General features: G+C 59.8%; 19 protein-coding genes. 12 read left to right on the top strand and 7 right to left on the bottom strand.

Translation table 11 applies throughout. The features are described from left to right. Nucleotides 1–90: 90 nt before the first annotated feature. Both ABID12_RS06950 and ABID12_RS06945 read right to left on the bottom strand, forming a co-directional pair. A complete protein-coding gene (locus ABID12_RS06950) occupies nucleotides 91–2,637 on the bottom strand; it encodes an ABC transporter permease (RefSeq protein WP_354433625.1) in 2,547 nt (848 codons plus the stop codon). After that, nucleotides 2,637–3,332, bottom strand: a complete 696-nt coding sequence (locus tag ABID12_RS06945) for an ABC transporter ATP-binding protein (RefSeq protein ID WP_319518849.1) — start codon at nucleotides 3,330–3,332, stop codon at nucleotides 2,637–2,639. The genes ABID12_RS06950 and ABID12_RS06945 overlap by 1 nt, the downstream gene beginning before the upstream one ends. Nucleotides 3,333–3,442: 110 nt before the next feature. Here ABID12_RS06945 and ABID12_RS06940 point away from each other — a divergent pair, with 110 nt between their 5' ends. Continuing rightward, a complete protein-coding gene (locus tag ABID12_RS06940) occupies nucleotides 3,443–4,084 on the top strand; it encodes an arylesterase (protein ID WP_354433923.1) in 642 nt (213 codons plus the stop codon). 71 nt (nucleotides 4,085–4,155) lie between these two features. Further along, nucleotides 4,156–4,749, top strand: a complete 594-nt coding sequence (gene thpR / locus ABID12_RS06935; RefSeq protein ID WP_354433624.1) for an RNA 2',3'-cyclic phosphodiesterase — start codon at nucleotides 4,156–4,158, stop codon at nucleotides 4,747–4,749. Here thpR and ABID12_RS06930 read toward each other — a convergent pair. Further along, nucleotides 4,701–5,171: a low molecular weight protein-tyrosine-phosphatase gene (locus ABID12_RS06930; RefSeq protein WP_106312036.1), complete on the bottom strand. Its 471-nt coding sequence runs from the start codon at nucleotides 5,169–5,171 to the stop codon at nucleotides 4,701–4,703. The genes thpR and ABID12_RS06930 overlap by 49 nt on opposite strands. Before the next feature lie 56 nt (nucleotides 5,172–5,227). Here ABID12_RS06930 and ABID12_RS06925 point away from each other — a divergent pair, with 56 nt between their 5' ends. The 5 genes from ABID12_RS06925 to ABID12_RS06905 all read left to right on the top strand — a co-directional run bounded on the left by ABID12_RS06925 (nucleotide 5,228) and on the right by ABID12_RS06905 (nucleotide 9,256). Further along, on the top strand, nucleotides 5,228–5,533 hold the full coding sequence (locus ABID12_RS06925; protein ID WP_354433623.1) for a 4a-hydroxytetrahydrobiopterin dehydratase: 306 nt from the start codon (nucleotides 5,228–5,230) through the stop codon (nucleotides 5,531–5,533). 44 nt (nucleotides 5,534–5,577) lie between these two features. Then, a complete protein-coding gene (locus ABID12_RS06920) occupies nucleotides 5,578–5,955 on the top strand; it encodes a YkvA family protein (RefSeq protein WP_354433622.1) in 378 nt (125 codons plus the stop codon). Between the two features lie 224 nt (nucleotides 5,956–6,179). Beyond that, entirely contained in the window at nucleotides 6,180–6,683 is a 504-nt protein-coding gene (locus ABID12_RS06915; RefSeq protein WP_106312030.1) for an invasion associated locus B family protein, read from the top strand. 284 nt (nucleotides 6,684–6,967) lie between these two features. Beyond that, nucleotides 6,968–8,191 carry a dual-specificity RNA methyltransferase RlmN gene (gene rlmN, locus ABID12_RS06910; RefSeq protein ID WP_435528186.1) on the top strand — a complete coding sequence of 408 codons (1,224 nt, stop codon included), beginning with the start codon at nucleotides 6,968–6,970 and terminating at the stop codon, nucleotides 8,189–8,191. Nucleotides 8,192–8,665: 474 nt separating this feature from the next. Further along, nucleotides 8,666–9,256 carry a hypothetical protein gene (locus tag ABID12_RS06905; protein WP_354433621.1) on the top strand — a complete coding sequence of 197 codons (591 nt, stop codon included), beginning with the start codon at nucleotides 8,666–8,668 and terminating at the stop codon, nucleotides 9,254–9,256. A 13-nt stretch (nucleotides 9,257–9,269) separates the two neighbouring features. Here the strand turns inward: ABID12_RS06905 and ABID12_RS06900 are convergent, their stop codons facing one another. Both ABID12_RS06900 and ABID12_RS06895 read right to left on the bottom strand, forming a co-directional pair. Next, entirely contained in the window at nucleotides 9,270–10,076 is an 807-nt protein-coding gene (locus tag ABID12_RS06900; RefSeq protein WP_354433620.1) for a phosphotransferase, read from the bottom strand. A 110-nt stretch (nucleotides 10,077–10,186) separates the two neighbouring features. Then, nucleotides 10,187–10,837 (bottom strand): LysE family translocator, encoded by a 651-nt coding sequence (locus ABID12_RS06895; protein WP_354433619.1) that lies wholly within the window; start codon nucleotides 10,835–10,837, stop codon nucleotides 10,187–10,189. Nucleotides 10,838–10,985: 148 nt separating this feature from the next. Between ABID12_RS06895 and ABID12_RS06890 the strand changes: the two genes are divergently transcribed. From ABID12_RS06890 to ABID12_RS06870, 5 genes are all read left to right on the top strand, one after another. After that, nucleotides 10,986–11,951 carry a phosphoribosylaminoimidazolesuccinocarboxamide synthase gene (locus ABID12_RS06890; protein ID WP_354433618.1) on the top strand — a complete coding sequence of 322 codons (966 nt, stop codon included), beginning with the start codon at nucleotides 10,986–10,988 and terminating at the stop codon, nucleotides 11,949–11,951. Beyond that, nucleotides 11,951–12,553, top strand: coding sequence for a TetR family transcriptional regulator (locus ABID12_RS06885; RefSeq protein ID WP_354433617.1), 603 nt, complete (start codon nucleotides 11,951–11,953; stop codon nucleotides 12,551–12,553). The genes ABID12_RS06890 and ABID12_RS06885 overlap by 1 nt, the downstream gene beginning before the upstream one ends. 148 nt (nucleotides 12,554–12,701) lie before the next feature. Further along, a complete protein-coding gene (locus ABID12_RS06880) occupies nucleotides 12,702–13,943 on the top strand; it encodes an efflux RND transporter periplasmic adaptor subunit (RefSeq protein ID WP_354433616.1) in 1,242 nt (413 codons plus the stop codon). Between the two features lie 48 nt (nucleotides 13,944–13,991). Continuing rightward, complete coding sequence (locus tag ABID12_RS06875; protein WP_354433615.1) at nucleotides 13,992–17,126, top strand: efflux RND transporter permease subunit; 3,135 nt, start codon at nucleotides 13,992–13,994, stop codon at nucleotides 17,124–17,126. Between the two features lie 98 nt (nucleotides 17,127–17,224). Beyond that, complete coding sequence (locus ABID12_RS06870; protein WP_354433614.1) at nucleotides 17,225–18,622, top strand: efflux transporter outer membrane subunit; 1,398 nt, start codon at nucleotides 17,225–17,227, stop codon at nucleotides 18,620–18,622. 3 nt (nucleotides 18,623–18,625) lie between these two features. Here ABID12_RS06870 and ABID12_RS06865 read toward each other — a convergent pair whose 3' ends face one another. Together ABID12_RS06865 and ABID12_RS06860 are read right to left on the bottom strand one after the other, a co-directional pair. Continuing rightward, nucleotides 18,626–19,618, bottom strand: coding sequence for a P1 family peptidase (locus ABID12_RS06865; RefSeq protein ID WP_354433613.1), 993 nt, complete (start codon nucleotides 19,616–19,618; stop codon nucleotides 18,626–18,628). 156 nt (nucleotides 19,619–19,774) lie between these two features. Further along, the coding region (locus tag ABID12_RS06860) for a hypothetical protein (RefSeq protein ID WP_354433612.1) at nucleotides 19,775–20,005 on the bottom strand (231 nt) is incomplete at its 5' end.

The following is a 20,005-nucleotide window of genomic DNA, read 5'->3' as shown; positions in this document are numbered from 1 at the left end:
CTCGGGTCAAGCCCGAGGATGACACAGAGGAGAGGGGCGTCAACGGGCTGGCAGCCGTCACCAATGCCCTCGCCGGCTGTTTTATCCTCGTCATAACTCCCGCAGATAAAGCGCAGGCTTCTGGCCCAGAAGGTGCCATGTGCCGAACAGGCCGATGGCGACGGTGACCACGATGGCGCCGCCAACGGTGGCAAGCGCGACCGGGGCCAGCAGCGCGAACGGCAGCATCATGATCTGTGTCAGCGCATACCAGGCGGCAGCCGAGCCGGCGACGAGCGCGAAGATGCCGGTCATGGCGCCGAGGATCAGGTATTCATAGACGAAGGCGCGGATCAGCGCCGGGCGGGTGGCGCCGAGTGTCTTCATGATCACCGCGTCATGGCCGCGCCTGCGGTTTCCGGCCGCAAGCGCACCTGCCAGCACCATTACCGAGGCAATCAGCGCAATGGCGGCGGCTGCGCGGATGGCGGTGGCAAGCTGGCCGACGAGTTCTCCGGCAATCTCCAAAGCAGCGCGCACCTCGATCGTGGTGACCGTCGGGAAGGTTCTGGTCACAGCGCCCAAAATTTCGGCGTTCTTTTCGGTGCTTCCGTCGGGATTGGTGAGCGTTGCCAGCCAGGCATGCGGTGCGCCGGCGAAGGTGTTGGGCGAAAACACCATGACGAAGTTGATCGACAGCGATTCCCATTCCACCGAGCGAAAGCTTGCAATCCTGGCCGTGATTTCGCGGCCAAGCACGCTGACTGTGACGGTGTCGCCAAGTTTGAGGCCGAGTTCTTGCCCTTCATCGGCGGCAAAGGAGACCAGCGGTTCGCCGTCATAGCCTTCGGGCCACCATTCACCCTCGGCGAGTGTCGAATTTTCCGGCAGGTCGGCGTCATAGGTGATGCCGCGGTCGCCGCGCAGCACCCAGCGCGCTTCCGGCGGCGCGTCCCATTCGGATGCGCGTGTGTCGTTCAGCGCCAGGATGCGTCCGCGCAGCATCGGCACCAGCGAGAGTTCGCCCTCCGGTGCTTCCTGTGTAATCAGGTCACGGAAACCGTCGACCTCGCTGCCCTGAATATCGACGAAGAAGAAATCCGGGGCGCGCTCGGGAAGCGTTCGGGAGAGTTCGCGATTGAGGTTGCCGTCGATCAGCGCCAGCGCCACCAGCAGCGTCAGCCCGAGACCAAGCGAGAGCACGACGGAACCGGTGAGCGCGCCGGGGCGATGGATATTGCCGATGGCAAGCCTGAGCGAGGGCGCGCGCGGATGCGGCGCCCGCCGGGCCAGCCATTTGATGGCGACGGCCACCAGTCGCAGCACTAGAAAGGCGCCGGCGACGGAGGCGAGGAACACGCTTGCGACGAAGCGCTCGTCGGCGGTGAAGATGGCAAGCGCGGCCAGAGCGGCCAGCGTGACGGCTGCCGCTGCCACGAAGGACCATGCCGGGCGTCCGCCTTCGTCGAAGCCGTGTTCGCGCAGAAGCGCTGTTGCCGGCACGTCGCGGGCGGCGGCCAGCGGCAGGATGGCGAAGGCGATCGCGGTCAGAAGGCCGAAAAGGGCGGCGATCAGCAGGGCCACGGGGAAGATTGCCGCGGGGATTGCGATCTCAAGCAGCGAGGACAGGAGAGGCAGGGCAATGAGTGGAATGACCGCGCCGAAGACGAGACCGGCCACAATGCCGATCAGGGCCACCAGCATGATCTGCAGAAAATAGATGGCGACAACCATAGTGGCCGGCGCGCCAAGGCATTTGAAGGCTGCAATCGCTCGCCTGCGGCTTTCCAGATAGGCGCTGACCGCGTTGGCGATGCCGACGCCGCCGGTAATCAGCGTTGCAAGGCCGACGAGCGTCAGGAATTCCGAAAGCCGGTCGACATTTTCGCTCAAGGACGGTGCGGCGCGATCGCTGACGCGCACCGACCAGCCGGCATCGGGAAAGGCTTCCTCGGCTGCGGTCTTGACCGTATTCGGATCGGAAGCGGCGGGCAGGCGGACGCGATAGGCATATTCGGCAAGGCTGCCGAGCTGCACGAGGCCGGAGGCTTCAAGCGCGTCGCGGTCGATCAGAATGCGCGGCGCGAAGGCAAAGCCTTCGGAAAGCGAATCCGGCTCCTGTTCGAGCGTGCCGGAAACCCTGAGTTCGGCGCTGCCAAGCAGCAGGCTGTCGCCGACGGAAAGGCCGAGCCTGTCGACAAGAAGCGGGGCGACAAGCACGCCGTAGCGGCCGTCATCACCTTCGCCCAGCGCATCTTCGAGCGGCATCGCCGGATCGGAAATCACGGAGCCATAGAGCGGGTAGAGACCGTCGACGGCCTTGACCTCGGCCAGTGACTGGTCGGAGCCGTCGGGAAGCCTGGTCATCGAACGCATCGTTACCGATTGCGACAGCGTGCCGAGGTCTTCGACATAGGCGAGTTCGTCGCCGGTCAAGGCCTCGTTGTCGCGCTCGAAGCGGATATCGGCGGCGAGGATTTCCCGGCCGCGCTCGGCAATGCCGGCATTGACGGCATCGGAGACGGAATTGACGGCGGCAATGGCAGCAACGCCCAGCGCAATGCAGGCAAGGAAGATGTAGAAGCCGGAAAGGCCGCCGCGCATTTCGCGCAGCGCAAATTTCAGGGCGAGCGAGAGGTTCAGCCGGTTTGCCTGCATCAGTTGGCGGCCCCGGTGGTCTCGTGACCGACGATTTCACCGGAACGGACATGGACCTGCCGGTCGCAGCGCGCTGCCAGCGCCGGGTCGTGGGTGACGAGAACCAGTGTGGTACCGCTTTCGCGCTGGCGTTCGAACAGAAGATCGGCGATCTGGGTGCCGGTGTCGCCGTCGAGATTGCCGGTCGGCTCGTCGGCAATCAACACGGCCGGCTCCGGCGCAAGCGCACGGGCGATGGCGACGCGCTGCTGTTCGCCGCCGGAAAGCTGGCCGGGATAATGCGTCATCCGGTGGCCGAGGCCGACGCTCTCAAGGGCTGCCCTTGCGCGTTCAAAGGCATCCGCGCGGCCGGCAAGTTCCAGCGGAATGGCGGTGTTTTCCAGCGCCGTCATGTTGGCGATCAGATGGAAGGACTGGAAGACGATGCCGATATTCTCGCCGCGAAAGGCGGCAAGCGCATCTTCCGAAAGCCCGGTGAGCGCGGTGCCGTCAATGGTGATTTCGCCGCTGTCGAGCCGTTCAAGTCCCGCGACCACCATCAGCAATGTCGATTTGCCCGAACCCGATGGTCCGAGAATGCCGACGGATTCGCCACGGCCGATTTCAACGGACATGCCTTTCAGCACATGAACGGCGGCGGAACCCTTGCCGAGGGTGAGGTGGGCATTGTCGAGGGTGATGAGATTTTCGGACAAATGATCTTCCTGCTTTGAAATCGGCGGCGGAGCAAACACATATAGGCAATACGGGCCGGCAAGCCGGATGGACCGGAAAACGCGATTGAGAAGGATTTAGGAGCCTGATGATGCGATTAAAAGCGACAGCGCCGATTGTTTTTACATTTCTTGCGGCGCTTGTGGCGGCTTCGCCATCAAAAGCGCGTGAACCGCTCGAACTTGTCGTGCTCGGCGACAGCCTGGTTGCAGGGTACGAGCTGGGGGCAGGGGAAGACTATCCGGCGCGGCTTGAGGCGGCGCTGACGGATGCCGGCTACGATGTCGTAATCGCCAATGCCGGGGTTTCCGGCGATACCACCAGCGGCGGTCTGGCGCGGGTCGACTGGTCGGTGCCCGACGGCACGGACGGCGTGATCCTCGAACTCGGCGCCAATGACGCGCTGCGCGGTATTGCCCCGCAGGACGTGAAGAGCAATCTTTCCGCGATTATCGAAAGCCTTCAGGGGCGTGATATTCCGGTGATGCTGATGGGCATGATGGCGCCGCCGAACATGGGGTCGGATTATGCCGAAGCGTTCAATCCGATCTATGGCGCGCTGGCTGCGGAATTCGACGTTCCACTTTATCCCTTCATTCTCGATGGCGTTGCCGCCAATGCCGAACTGCAACTTGCAGACGGCATGCACCCCAATGCCGGGGGCGTTGAAGTGATGGTCGAAAATTCGCTGCCGTCAGTGGAGGCTTTCATCGATACAATCGGGGAGGAGTGAAATTAACGCTTGCTTCAGTGCGGGTTAGATGATTCGCTGTAGGGGTCACTAGCAGATTCGGGGAGCTCGCCATGCCGAGAATTTTCACCGCCCTCGAAATCCCGCGCGAACAGGCGTTAAGTCTTTCGCTGTTGCGCGGCGGCCTGCCCGGGGCCCGCTGGATCGATGTGGGAAATTACCACATCACCTTGCGGTTCATCGGAGATGTCGACTTCCGCACCGCGGACGAAGTCGTCCACTGGCTCGACCGGATCGAGCGCCCCGCCTTTCAGCTCAGCCTTACCGGAACCGGCGCCTTCGGCAACAAGAAGCCGCATGCAATCTGGGCTGGCGTGTCCCCCGCGCCGGAGCTTTTCGCGCTGCAGGGCGAAATCGACAGGATCTGTCAGCGGCTGGGTCTCAGGGCCGATCCGCGCAAGTTCACCCCGCATGTCACGCTGGCGCGGCTGCGCGGGACAAAGGTGCAGGATGTGGTCGAATATCTTTCCGCCCGTGGCAATTTCCAGACATTGCCGTTTACAGTCGGGCGCTTCGTGCTGATGTCGTCGCGCGATTCGGTCGGCGGCGGCCCCTACCAGGTGGAAGAGGCCTTCGACCTTTACGATCCGAGCGACGCCTATAGTCTCGACAGCAGCGACTGGCAGCCGGCCAGGAGCATGTGGTAGACGGTTTCAAACCCGTCATCGCCGCCGTAATAGGGGTCGGGGACATCCTGTTTCTTGCCGAGCGTGTAATCTGAAAACAGCGCGACTTCGGCTTTTGGATCGGCCCCGCCGAGACGTTTCAGCGCGGCCATATTGGCGCTGTCCATGCCGAGGATGAGTGAAAACCGGCTGAAATCCGCCGGCCTGATCTGGCGTGCACGCTGGCCGGAAATGTCGAAGCCGTAGCGCTTCGCCGTGGCGCGCGAACGCGGATCGGGCAGCTCGCCCTCGTGCCAGTTGCCGATGCCGGCGGAATCGATGGTGAAGTCGCGGCTGCGGCCGGCGCCCTGCGCAAGATGCGTGAACACGCCCTCGGCAAGCGGCGAACGGCAGATATTGCCGCTGCAGACGAAAAGAACGGAGTGGTTGTCAGGTTGTGCCATGATATTTACGCAATTTAGTGAAGTATCGTGATTTTGACGTTTGCGGAGACAATGCCATGAATGATGCCCGACTGGAACCTGAAGCGCTGCACGAAGCCATGCAATCGCATGCGGACTGGTCGGTAACGGAAGACGAGACCGCAATCTCCCGCGATTTCCGGTTTGCCGATTTTCGCGAGGCCTTTGCTTTCATGAGCGAATGCGCGCTGGCCGCCGAACGGCTCGATCATCACCCCGAGTGGAATAATGTCTATAACCGGGTCGGGGTTTCGCTCACCACTCATTCATCCGGTGGCATCAGCGCCCGCGATATCGAAATGGCCGGCATCATGGACAAGGCGGCAAGCCGGTTCGACGTTTGAACATTGGCCGCTCTGACCTATATTTCGGAGCGAAGGAGCCGATCATGAGCGATATCAAATATGGCGACATCCTCGAGCCCGGCGACGAGGAAACCAGGGCCGAAAACGAACGCACGGTGCGCGAGGGTTTCTGGGGCAAGCTGCGCAAGACGGCCTCGCATATCCCGTTTGCGCGTGATGCGGTCGCCGCCTATTACTGTGCGACAGACAGCGAAACCCCGCTTGGCGCGCGGGCCGTGCTTTATGCCGCGCTTGCCTATTTTGTCATGCCCGCCGATCTCATACCGGATATCTTCCTGTTTGTCGGTTTTACCGACGATCTGGCCGTGCTGACGGCGGCGTTGACGATGATCCGCAGAAATATGAGAATAGAGCATTATGACCGTGCAGATGCGGCATTGACGACGCTCGGGGACCAATGACACATCATCGCACGTCGTCTGCCGCAATCTTGCCGTGATTGGCGGCATTTGTCGTGCCACAACCAATCCGGCAGCGCAGACCGGGCGGTGAGCGAAAATCCACACGGTGTTGAGATTTTGGTAACCTCGGTTGCGTATCTAGATGAACAAATTCGTAACGTATCGGTCTGGCCCTTTTTTAAAGGGCAGGGGCCGGCGGCAGCAGAGAAAATCGGCAGGATCTTATGTTTGCAAAAAGAATCGCCCTCGTACTGGTCATTCTGTTCACCGGCGCCTCGATCGCTTCCGCGCAGACGCCGACTCCGATTCAGAAATTCGACGCCTGGGTCGCCTATTCCTATAATTCCGACGCCGGAAAGGTCTGCTATGTCCTTTCGGTGCCGGCCAAGAAGGAACCGGCAAATGTCGATCATGGCGACAATTTCTTCGTGGTCACCAAATATCCGGGGCAGAACGTATCGCTCGAACCGCAGGCGATGATGGGGTACAACCTGCGCGACGGTTCGACCATTGACGTCATCGTCGATGGCAAGAGCTTCCCGATGTACCACAAGGGTCGCGGCGGCTGGCTTGAAAACGCTGCGCAGGAGCCGGCGCTGGTTGCCGCCATGAAGGGTGGACGCACGATGGAAGTTAAGGCGACTTCGGCACGGGGCACCAATACCACCCACACCTATTCGCTGATCGGCATCACCGCAGCGCTCAACAAGATCAGCGCCTGCCAGTAACGGCAGTCCCGCTTTTGCAATCGACCCGGCTTCGGCCGGGTTTTTTGTTGCCGGTCATGTGGCGCGGGCGGGACAGCTATGTGGCGAAAGGGATGACGCCGGGCGACAACCGTGTTATAGGCTCGCCGCAAATGCTTGGTGTCGTGTTCGTTCCGGCGCCGTTCAAGCCTGAAGAGCAAGTTCTTTTTTTCTACATTGCAGGTGGCGTATCGCCGGGTCCCTGAAACGAAGGGCCGGTGAAAGCGACGAATACCTGTAGTCCGCGTTTTTACGGGAGCCCGACAATGTCCGCTGTCGAAACCATCGATCTTGACGCCCAGCGTGCCAGACCCCGCCGGAAACCGGCGGTCGGGAACACGCTGATCGGTCTTTCCAAGCCGGAAATGGCCGAGGCGCTGTCATCGATCGGTGTGCCGGACAAGCAGATCCGCATGCGCGTCAACCAGATCTGGAACTGGCTTTATGTGCGCGGGATCTCCGACTTTGCCGAAATGACCAACATGGCGAAGGACCTGCGCGCGAAAATGGCGGAAGCCTTCGACATCGCGCGGCCGGAAATCGTTACCGAGCAGATTTCGACCGACGGGACCCGCAAATGGCTGTTGCGTTTTCCGGCCCATGGTGCGGGCCGCCCGGTGGAAATCGAGACGGTCTACATTCCCGAGGAAGACCGCGGCACGCTGTGCATTTCCAGCCAGGTTGGCTGCACGCTGACCTGTTCCTTCTGTCACACCGGCACGCAGCGCCTGGTGCGCAATCTGAGACCCGAGGAGATCCTTGGCCAGCTCTTGGTTGCTCGCGACGCGCTCGGCGATTTTCCCAATCGCGATGCGCCCAACGGCGCCTTCATTCCCGAATCCGACCGCAAGGTCACCAATATCGTGATGATGGGCATGGGCGAGCCGCTTTACAATTTCGAGCATGTGAAGAAGGCGCTGCTGATTGCGTCTGCCGAAGACGGTCTGTCGATGTCGAAGCGCCGTATCACGCTGTCGACGTCCGGCGTGTCCCCGGAAATCTATCGCACCGGTGAGGAAATCGGCTGCATGCTGGCAATTTCGCTGCATGCGGTGCGCGACGACCTGCGCAACATTCTGGTGCCGATCAACAAGAAGTACCCGCTGGAGCAGCTGATCAAAGCCTGCCGGGATTATCCGGGCCTTTCCAATGCGCGCCGGATCACGTTTGAGTATGTGATGCTCAAGGACGTCAATGACAGTCTCGAAGACGCGCGCGATCTGGTGAACCTGCTGAAGGGCATCCCCGCGAAAATCAACCTGATCCCGTTCAATCCCTGGCCCGGTTCCAACTACCAGTGTTCCGACTGGGAGACCATCGAACGCTTTGCCGATTTCATCAATCAGGCCGGCTACGCCTCGCCGATCCGCACCCCGCGCGGCCGCGATATTCTGGCGGCCTGCGGCCAGCTGAAGTCGGAATCGGAACGGATGCGCAAGACCGAGCGCATGGCCTACGAGGCGATGATGATCGCCAACCACGGCGATTGAGATGGTTAGCAAACGGAGTTTCGAGGCTTGTTTCTGTTTTCTTGCCGCCGCTACATAAATTTTGCCTCTATGTGGTTGTGTTGTGTATTTTTTCTGCTATTTTAGGTTGTGTCTAGCAGAAGAGAATTGTCGTATATTTTTCCGAATTTATCTCTTCGCATTATATTTGATTGCTGTCCCCGTCTGTGGGGAAGGTTGACGCCGTCCACCGCTGGACGAGCTATTGTTTCGGACGTCCTGCAGGCACAACGGCCCGAAAACTAAGGGGTGAGTTTTCGAAAGGCACGTTGCGCAAATTCAATGGTTTAAGGTGACCTCTTGGCGTCCGAATGGACGCCTTGCGATCTGACCGATCGGCCAGTCAGATCACTACCAAAGTCGGGAGATCAGTGGCGGGTTCGCAAACACCGCGAGTGAAATTTTCGGCGCAATGTCACAATGTCGAATAATGTCGGGTCTCAAACGGAGATACACATGCTCGATACACTTTCTAAGCTTGCGTCTCTTGTGAGCATCCTATTGGGCGGGATCATTCTTGCTTTGGTCGCCGACCGCCGCGCTGATGACAAGCAAGAGTTCGACTTCCAAACCACCTGCGCCAGCTTCGTGGAAAGGCTCTCTGCCAAGTTCGAGAACAAGACCGTTCACATCAGCGAGCTGACGGCGAGGATCAACCTGTTCCCCGAAAAATGCGCGGTCAACAAAGAGGAAATCGAAGGCTTCATCCGGCTGATCGCGAATGTAGAAGAGGATTCTCCACGACCGGATGATGCGGCCGATGTGACAACAGGCTGGGTCGCGGTCGGGTATCTCAACGCCGTCGGCAATGCCGACGGCATCAACTTCACTCTCGCGAACGGCTCGCCGATCCACAGTCCCCCGGAGCCGGACACCATTCTGCAAGCCAAGTGGCAGGTCAATGTCCGAGAGGCAGCAGCCAACTGGGACAGTCCCCTGATGGTTCTGTCCATAGGGCAATGTTTCAGGGTCACCGAGAGCGAAACCCTTGATGCTGCCGGCCAAATGCAGACCTGGGCAGGGGGAGAGCCGGTCGCCTGCCCGTAGCGCGGCTTATCGTTCAGGCGTCTGTTTCGATGATGCTTTCAAGCACGGTCTGGTGTCTTACCAGCCATGCGGCGCTGCGGGTTCGCCAGGTGATACCCCAAAGCGCTGAGGCATCCGTTGTTTCCGGTGTAATCCCGGCTTCAATCGCTTCATTGGCCGCGTCGCGAATGGCAAAGTCACGCATCAGGCCGACAAAGCCTTTTCGGCGTGATGTGGCCAGCCCATAACCATCGAGCAGTGATCGCACTTGCCGGCCGCGCGTCTCGACAGATCCCAGGTGCAACGACCGTGCGAGGTCATCGTCGAACAGCAGGGCGTTTAGCCAGCATGCCTGGGCAAGCTCGATCATCGGGTCGACAGGCCCGGCATTCTCCCAGTCGATCAGGGCGACCGGCAAGCCGTTGCGGGCGATGATGTTCCATGCACCGGTATCGCAATGTCCCAACACGCTCGGGCGTCCCATTTGGCGCCCGAACCACGGCCGCCATTGGGCATTGTCCGGCGGGGTGAACGATGCGTTTGCCTCATGCAGTCTGCGCAACATGCGTCCGATAAGCGGCAGGGCGTCGTCCGGCCATGGATTGGGGTGAATGCTTTCGCCTTCGACGAAGGAAAGCATTTCCCGGCCGGTTTCGTCGAAACCGCGACCGACGACATGCGGCGCGGCGTCAAACCCTTCGGATTCGAGATGCCTCAACAACGCCATCACCGTTTCGGACGATGGTTGCGACTGCCGGAAGACGATATTGCCTGCCTTCGAGACGGTGGACCTGCCGCCCACCAGCGACGTTTCGTTTTGAACCGTATTTTTTTCTGTCATCGCTGCAGGGTGATGCAGCGGCGTCAAAAGTCAACGTCGGTTATCGTAAAGCCGGGAGATGGAAACAGGGCACAGGCACATCGGGTGGCTCGGACCGGTCGTCCGATTTTCTACCGCCCCTGCGTCAGCAATATCTTCACGGCAAATAGCGAAAACACGCCGGCAAACAGGTAGTCGATACCGCGCAGCACGCGTTTATGCGCCATCAGCCAGCCTGAAAGCCGGTCGGCGGCGACAACGATGGCGATCGTCGGCAGGAGCGCGACGACGATGAAGGTGAAACCGAGGAACAGCAGTTTGCCGGTGACATTCGGATCGCCCGCATCGACGAATTGCGGCAGAAAGGTCATGAAGAAGATGATGACTTTCGGGTTCAGGAGGTTGATCCAGAACCCGTTGGCAATTGCCGCCCTGATCCGATTGCGCTTGCGTTCGGTCCGGGCTTCCGCCTCCAGCACGAAATTATTGCCCTTTCGGATTGCCATGACGGCGATCCAGAACAGGTAGGCGGCGCCGCCGGTTTTCAGGATCATGAAGGCGGTCGGCGAGGCGACAATCAGGGCGGAAACCCCGAAGGCGACAAGCATTGTGTGCACGCAGAGGCCCAGATTGGTGCCGACCAGAACGGCAAGGCCGGCGGCCCGCCCCTCCTTCAGCGCCTTGTTGATCGAAAGCGTCATGTCGGGACCCGGGGTCAGCGCCAGAAGCAGCGTGGCCGCCGAAAAGGCGAGGAATACGGGAAGCGAGGGAATGATGTCCATGAAAGCTGCCGAACCCCGGAACGCGGGCAATACGTTCACTACTCAATATGATTGCCGTATAGGTGAACAATCTGTAATGAGGGTCGAACGGCTTTGCAACATTTTGCAACAGAGCCACGGTTCACCGATACGACTGAAGGACGTTTTCTTGCGCACTCTCGACGAAGCATTTTTCCCCGAACTGCCCGGCTATTACAAGGGCAAGGTGCGGGAGAACTACGACCTGCCGGACGGGCGCAGGATCATCATCACGACCGACCGTATCAGCGCTTTCGACCGGGTTCTGGCTTCCATTCCCCACAAGGGGGCAATTCTGACGCAGATTGCCCGCTTCTGGTTCGATGCCACCGCCGATATCGCCGACAATCACGTCGTCGCCTATCCTGACCCGAATGTCGTCGTCGGCAAGCGGCTGGACATTCTGCCGGTCGAGATCATCGTCCGCGGCTATCTGGCAGGCACGACCGATACCTCGGTATTGACCCGTTACAAGCGCGGTGAACGCAGGCTTTACGGCTTCGATTTTCCCGATGGTATGCGCGACAATGAAAAACTGCCCGAAGCCATCATCACGCCGACCAGCAAGGCTTTCGATGGCGGGCATGACGAGCCGCTGACGGCAGACGAGATTGTCGAACGCGGTCTTTTGAGCCAGGCGCGGTGGGACGAGGTCTCGGAAAAGGCGCTGGCCTTGTTTGCGCGCGGTCAGGAACTGGCGGCGCGGCAGGGGCTGATCCTTGCCGATACGAAATACGAGTTCGGCCTTGATCGCGAAGGCAATCTTCTGCTGGCCGATGAAATCCATACGCCGGATTCGAGCCGCTACTGGATGGCCGAAAGCTATCAGGCCCGGTTTGACGCTGGCGAACGGCCTGAAAGCTTCGACAAGGATTTCATCCGGTCGTGGGTGGTGGCGCGCTGCGACCCCTATTCGGATCCAATTCCGGAAATCCCGCAGGATGTGATCGAAGCGGCTTCGGGCGTCTATGCCCGGGCGTTCGAGATGATCACCGGCAAACGCTTCGTTCCCGATGAAAGCGGCGACAGCGTGAAGGACCGCGTGCGCGCCAACCTTGCGGCCTATTATCCGGAGGCGCATTGGGGAGGGGAGTGATGCGTAAACCAAGGCGATCGGCCGAAGAAACACGGGAGGCGATCCTTGAGACATCGGAACGTCTGTTTCGTGCAAGCGGCTACAGTGCGGTTTCGATAGCCGATATTGCCGGCGAACTTGGCATGTCGCCGGCGAATGTATTCAAGCATTTCCGCAGCAAGCTCACGCTCGGGCGCGCGATTGCCTATCGCCATGCCCGCCGTATTGCCGAGCGCTGTTCCGTCGAGGATCCGAGTGATCCGCCGGACACGCGTCTGGTCGTCTTTCTTTCCCGGCTTGCGCGCGAGCACCTTCACGACAAGCGGGAAAACCAGTATCTTTTCGAAATGATCCCGCTGGTGCTGGAAGATCCTTCCAAGGGCGGGCGGATTTACCGCCGCCTTGTTGAAGACAAGCTTTCGTCACTGATAGCAGAGGGAATGGAGGCCGGGATCTACGGCGCAGGGGACCCCGCGCTCGACGCATCGGCCATCGTCGACATGCTGGGATGCGTGCTCAACCCGCGGATGATTGCCTGTGCCGCGCCCGCAACACTGGTTGATAAAACGCAATTAATTGTTGGATTAATTGACGGCGGATTGAAAAATCGCGTTGTAAAGTGACGTTATCTGCGATACGTCACCAAAACGAATTCGTCATCTGGCGAGCTTTCGCAGCCTGTTTCGGTACGCGAGATATTGAGTTTCTGTGCGATCGGGATTGTGTTAAGAAAGTGCCCATTGTTTGATCTTACTTTCTGGATAGGTGCCCATGCTGTCGCGCAAGCTTCCGATTGCCGTTGTTAGTGTTCTTGCAGTTGCGCTCGGCGCGTGCAGTGATGACGGTAAGCAACAACAGGGCGGGGCACAGATGCCGCCGCCGCAGGTCGGCGTTATTACACTTGAAAAGCAGACGGTGCCGATCACCACGACGCTTCCGGCGCGTGCGGTGGCCTATCGTTCCGCCGAAGTCCGTCCCCAGGTTACTGGTATCATTACCGAAAAGGCCTTCAAGGATGGCGCTTTCGTGAAGGCCGGCGACCTGCTTTATCAGATCGAGCAGGATACTTACGAAGCCAATCTCGCGCAGGCTCAGGCTTCGCTCGACAAGGCGAATGCCACGGTGCCGGGCCTCGAGGCCAATTACGAACGCTACAAGCGGATCGTCAATCAGGGTGCTACCGAAATTCAGCTGACCGACGCCCAGACCTCCTACGAACAGGCACTGGCCGACGTCGAATCAGCCAAGGCAGCGGTCAAGACGGCGGAGATCAATCTCGGTCATACCGACATTACCGCTCCGTTTGACGGTGTTCTGGGGGTTTCCAATATTTCGATCGGTAACCTGGCTTCGCCGTCGTCCTCTTCGGCGCTGGTCAGTCTGAACCAGCTCGATCCGATCTATGTCGACATGTATGAATCTGCCGCGCAGGTTCTGAGCGCGTCGGGCAAATATCCGGACTTCAAGAGCGAGCAGGACCTTTCCGGCGTCAAGGTTGTCGTCAAGCTTGACGATGGCAGCGACTATTCGGTTGCCGGTCATCTCGATGTTTCCGAGCGGACGGTGAATGAATCGACCGGCACGGTCAATCTGCGGGCCGTCTTCGACAATCCCGACAATGTTCTGCTGCCCGGCATGTTCGTGCGCGCCACGCTGACGGTTGCCGAGGAAGAAGGCTTCCTCATTCCGCAGCTTGCCGCCCAGATCGAGGCCGGCGGCAAGGTCTCCGCCATGTTCGTGACCAGCGACAACAAGGTCGAGACGCGGATTTTCCAGAATGTGAAAGTTTCCAACAACGCCTGGCTGGTCACCGACAAGGTCTCCGATGGTGACCGTCTCATCGTCGATGGCTTCCAGCGTCTGGTCGGCGGCGTTACCGACGTCACGCCCGTACCGGTGAAGATCAATGAAGAGGGCGTTGTCGTTGATGCGGATTCCGGCTCGGGCGCTTCGTCCGGCTCAAGCTCCGGCGGCGATGCGTCGGGTTCATCGGCATCTGGCGGAAACGGTTGAGCGTGAAGGTGTTCAGGCTCCGGAACCCAAGCGCTCGAGGAATATTGAATGGCTAATTTCTTTATCAACAGACCGGTTTTCGCCTGGGTGATCGCCATCGTGATCATGCTGATCGGCGGTCTCGGCATCTCGCAGCTGCCGATCTCCCAGTATCCGCAGATCGCGCCGACGACGATCTCGCTGACGGCAACCTTCCCCGGCGCCAGTGCGCGAACGGTCGAGACGACGGTGACGAACGTTATCGAGGACGGTCTTTCCGGCTTCGACGACATGCTCTACCTGACGTCGACGTCCAGCCCCGGTATGGCCCAGATTTCGGTGATCTTCGGGCCGAGCATCGATCCGGAAATCGCCCAGGTCGAGGTGCAGAACAAGCTTCAACTGGTGCAACCGCAGCTGCCGGATATCGTTCGCAATCTCGGTATTACGGTCAATCGTTCGTCGTCGAGCTTCCTGATGGTGGTGGCGCTGACGGACAAGAACAACAATTATTCGCCGGCCGATCTCGGCAACATCATCGACAGTAATATCAACGATTCCATTTCCAGACTTGACGGTGTCGGCAGCGTTCAGGGCTTCTATACGCCCTATGCGATGCGCGTCTGGCTCGATCCCTACAAGCTCAATCAGTACAATCTGACGGTTTCCGACGTTTCCAACGCCATTCAGGCGCAGAACCAGCAGGTTGCTGTTGGTGATGTCGGCGACAATCCTTCACTGAAGGGGCAGCAGCTCTCCATCACCGCCGTTTCTTCCAGCCAGCTGGAAAACGTCAAGGAGTTCGAAGACATCATCCTGCGGACCACCGAAAACGGTGCGACGGTGACAATCTCGGATGTCGGGCGGGTTGAACTGGGTCAGCGTTATTATCAGTTCAGCACATTCTATAACGGCTCCCCGGCCGCCGGCTTTGCGATCGAGCTTGCCAATGGTGCCAACGCGGTTCAGACGTCGGAGCGCGTAACCGACTTCATGGACACCATCAGGCCGACGCTGCCGGAAGGTGTCGAGATCATCTATCCGTATGATACGACGCCGTTCGTGGAACTGTCGATCGAACAGGTTGTGCATACGCTGTTCGAAGCGATCGTGCTCGTCTTCTTCGTTCTGTTGATCTTCCTGCAAAACCTTCGGGCGACGCTGATCGCCACCCTTGTGGTGCCGGTCGTGCTGTTGGGCGCATTCGGCGTTCTGGCCTTTGCCGGGTTCTCGATCAACACGCTGACCATGTTCGCGATGGTGTTGGCGATCGGTCTTCTGGTGGACGACGCCATCGTCGTGGTGGAGAACGTCGAACGCATCATGCATGAGGACGGATTGCCGCCGAAGGAAGCCACCCAGAAATCGATGGGTGAAATTTCCGGCGCGCTGATCGGTATCGTGATGGTGCTGACGGCCGTGTTCATTCCGATGGCCTTCATCGGCGGTTCCACCGGTATAATCTATCGCCAGTTCTCGATCTCGATCGTTGCCGCGATGGTCCTGTCGGTGCTGGTCGCGATGATCTTCACGCCGGCACTGTGCGCCACCATGCTGAAACCCGTGGATCCGACCAAGAAGGACCGCGGTCTCTCCGGCATGTTCAACCGCGGCTTCAACAGCCTGACCGATGGCTACATTCGGGCCGTCAGCTTCCTGTTGAAGGTTCCGATCATCGTCTTTGCGGTGTTCGCTGTTCTGCTGTTCGGTGTTTATCACTACTTCGTACAGCTTCCCGCATCGTTCCTGCCGGATGAGGATCAGGGCTCGCTGTTCGTGCTCGTCAATCTGCCGACAGGTGCAACGACGGACCGTACACAGGCCGTTACCACGCAGGTCGAGAATTATTTCCGTAACGATGAATCCGATGCCGTCGAGGCCGTGTTCAGCGTGCTGGGCTTCTCGTTTGCCGGGCAGGGACAGAACTATGCCATGGCCTTTATTCAGATGAAGCCGTTCGAAGACCGGACGGCGGAAAATCTGACGGCAGCGGCAGTCACCCAGCGTGCCAACGGTTATTTCTACACGCATGTCCGTGATGCTCAGGTTTATGTTGTTCAACCGCCGGCAATTCCGGGTCTTGGTCAGTCGACCGGCTGGACCGGCTTTGTGGTCGACAGCGGCAACCAGGGCCAGGCGGCAACGCTTGCCACCACGCAACGCATCATTCAGCAGATGAACACTGGCGGTATCGCCGCCCAGGTTCGTACCGATACGCTGCCGAACGAAACCCAGATGCTGATCGATATCGATGAGCAGCGGGCCGGTGCCTATGGCGTCAGCATTGCGGAAGCCACCGGTATGCTGTCCACGATCTATGCGGGCACGAACATCAACAACTTCACTTTGAACGACAAGGTGAAGAAGGTTTACGTGCAGGGCGATGCGCCCTATCGCATGCAGCCCGAGGATATCTACAAGTGGTATGCCCGCAATTCGAGCGGTGGAATGGTGCCGTTCTCGGCCTTCACCGATATCGACTGGACAACCGGTGCCCCGTCGCTGTCGCATTATAACGGCAACACCGCAGTCGATATTCAGGGCTCGACCAATCAGGGCTTCAGCTCTGGCGAGGCCATGAACCAGTTGATCTCGCAGGTCGAAGCTTCACCCGGCGGCTTTACGGTGGCCTGGACGGATATGTCGCTGCAGCAGGTGATTTCCGGTAACGAAGCCGCCTACCTCTACCTGGTGTCGATTGTGTTCGTGTTCCTGTGCCTTGCCGCGCTCTATGAAAGCTGGAGTATTCCGTTCTCGGTCATTCTGGCAGTGCCGGTGGGTATCCTTGGTGCGGTCGTCGCTGCCAATCTCGATGGTCAGTCCAATGACATCTACTTCAAGGTGGGGCTGCTGACGACCATGGGGCTTGCGGCAAAGAACGCGATCCTGATCGTCGAGTTTGCCCGCGAGCAAAGCGACAAGGGTGATTCGCTCTTTGATGCGGCAGTCCACGCGGCCCGCATGCGTCTGAGGCCGATCATCATGACCTCGCTTGCCTTCATCCTCGGCGTGACGCCGCTGGTGCTGGCAACCGGTGCGGGGTCTGCCGCGCAGAACGCCATCGGTATTGCCGTGTTCGGCGGCATGCTGGCGGCAACGACACTGGGCATCTTCTTCGTGCCGTCCTTCTTCGTCGCCGTTTGCCGGGTTATGGGCATCGGCAAGAAGGAAGACAAATCGGCAGAAGAGCAACAGATCGTTTAAAACAAAATTAACGATATTGCGCCGGCCTCGTGCCGGCGTCTAAAACAGTAAGGGTAGGCCGTCCCGTTCGGACGTGCCGAGATGACAGGATTGAGACCATGGTGTTGAGCCGCGTTACCCCCGTACCGCTTCTGTTGCTCCTGCTGGCCGGCTGCGCTGTCGGCCCGGACTACGTGGCGCCGGAAACGGCATTGCCGGACAAATTTTCCGAAGGCAGCAGCCAGAGCGTGGGCGATGTCACGGAAGTTGCCTGGTGGAAGAGTTTTAATGACCCGCTGCTGAACTCCTATGTCGATGCCGGCATGGCGCAGAACCTTTCGGTTCTTCAGGCGCTCGAGGCGATCGTCCAGGCCGAGGCCAATGTCGTCACTTCGACGGCGGGCGGTTATCCGCAGGTCAATCTGCAGGGTTACGATACCGGTGCGGGTGCCGGCGGTGACGGCGCGTCGCCTCAGGCCCGCAAGACGTCGAATACCTTCGGCGGATCGGTTCCGATTTCCTGGGTTCTCGATCTCTTCGGTCTTTATCAGCGTTCGGGGGAAGCGGCGGTGGCCCAGCTTGACGCTGCCTATGCCAGCGCCGATGTCGCCAAGCTGACGCTCATATCCAGCCTGATTGATGCCTATATCAACGCACGGCTTTATCAGGAACGCCTGACAATCGCCCGTTCCAATCTGAAAAGCCGCCGTGAAACCTTCCGCCTGACCCAGTTCCAGCTTGATGCCGGTGCGGCCTCGCGGCTTGACGTCGTGCAGTCGGAAGGTCTCGTCAACGCGCAGCTTTCCAGTATTCCGCAGCTTGAAGCATCCTATCGTCAGCAGGTCTACGCACTGTCCACGCTAATGGGCCTGCCGGCAGCGACGCTGATCGACCAGATGAACAAGGTGAAGCCGATCCCGGTGACCCATGCGCGTCTGTCCTCCGGCGTGCCGGCCGATCTGATCCGCAACCGTCCGGATATTCGCCAGGCCGAGCGTAATCTTGCTGCCGCAACGGCCAATATCGGGGTTGCCGAAGCGCAGCTTTACCCGACGATTTCGCTCAGCGGTACGCTGCAGGCAAGCGTCACCGACAGCTCTCTTGGAAATGCGGGGCAGACGTCATGGTCGTTCGGCCCGACACTCAGCCTGCCGATTTTCGACGGTGGCGCCCTGCGCGCCAACCTCTCGAGCGCCGAATCGCAAGCCCGCCAAGCCTATCTCACCTGGAAACAGACGGTTCTCAACGCCGTTCAGGAAGTGGAATCGGCGCTCGCCGTCGTCACGCGCGACGGGCGGACCGTTTCGGCATTGCGGGCAACGGTTGCCTCCTACCGAGACGCTTTGGAACTTTCGACCTCGAGCTATCGTGACGGTGCAACCTCGTTGCTGGATGTGCTTGATGCCCAGCGCGCCGTGTCGGATGCCGAGGCGAGCCTTGCCGATGCGATTGCACAGCAGGCGGGTGATTTCGTCGCGCTCAATGTCGCGATTGGCGGTGGTTACGCCGCGCAATAAGGGCTAGCCCTTCCCGAATTTGTCTTTCCAGCTTTGAAGCGCTCCCCTTTGCGGGAGCGTTTCTGCTTCATAGACACCACGCGCGATGGACCGCGCCATCGTGCGCGTGGCTTCAAGGCAGATTTCTGCAAAGGCAAGATCGTTGGGGGCCGGCTTTTCGCCGGTCGCCGCAGACAGCACCGTATCGCCGTCGAACGGCAGATGGGCCGGGTGGATCGCCCGGGCAAAGCCGTCATGCGCCATGACCGCCAGGCGGTAGGCCTGTTGTTTGGTCAAACGGGCATCGGTGACGATAACGCCGAGCGTGGTAGCCGTGGTCGGCCCGCCCTTGATCCTCAGCTTTGCTGCGTCTTTCGAAATGGCGCCCGGGTGCCCAAGTCCCCCGAATTCGCCATTGTCCTCCAGTGGAGCGGCCCAGAAGTGCGGCCCGTCCCCGATGGTCACGCTCCCCATCGCGTTGACCGCGGCAAGCGCCCCGATCCGAAAGCCGTCAGCTGTCTCGGCGCTGGCCGAACCAAGCCCGCCTTTCAGATTGACGGTCGTTGCACCCGTCCCCGCGCCAATCGTCCCGAGGGGAAAGGCGCCGTGGGTCACTGCCCGATAGGCGTTGTAGCCGAGCTTGAGGTAGGGGGCGTGCAAACCCCAGTCCTTGTCGCCGCCGTTCAGCAGATCCATCAGGATTGCGCCGGGGACAATCGGAATGCGGGCTGATCCAAGCGCCAGTCCACGACCATCGGCACGAAGGCCGGATTGCACGCCGCCGGCGGCGTCGAGCCCGAAGGCCGAGCCGCCCGACAGCACAAATGCATCCACGGTCTCAACGCTGCGGGCGGGATCGAGCAGCAGCTGGTCGCGACTGCCGGGTGCGCCACCAAGCGAGAGCCCCGAGGCAATAACAGGCCGGTCGAAGACAATAGCCGTCACCCCGGAGGCCAGTTGACGGTCCTGCGCATGGCCGACGCTTATGCCGGAAATATCGGTAATGAGATTATGCATGATCCGCTCCGTATGGCTTCCGCCCGTGATACCAGCATTTCGCACCCATCGCGATAAAGGGCGAATTGCGAACCCGGAATTCCGGACAATGACGCTTTTTTGCTTTTTTTGAAAATCACGTGTTGACTTCGAAGGACGTTTCACCCTATATGCGCATCACCGACGGGGTCGACGGTCGCTCTCGCGACCAACGATGTTGACTTCACTTCCGCCGATTAGCTTCGCTGATTGACGTGTTTGAACTTCAGGGTTTTGGCACGCGGAATGGTGTTTGGATGTGATGATCTTCACATCGGTTATTTGGACAATTTTATAATGAAGAAAGAGAAACGTGGCGAGCGGCTTTGTCGGTGAGCTTTCGGGCTTACCAAAGAGACTTAAGAAGCG

Source organism: Martelella mangrovi (assembly GCF_040545495.1).
Taxonomy (GTDB): Bacteria; Pseudomonadota; Alphaproteobacteria; order Rhizobiales; family Rhizobiaceae; genus Martelella; species Martelella mangrovi.
Note: the sequence above shows the minus strand (reverse complement) of the source record. Positions and strands in the feature narration are given on the sequence as shown.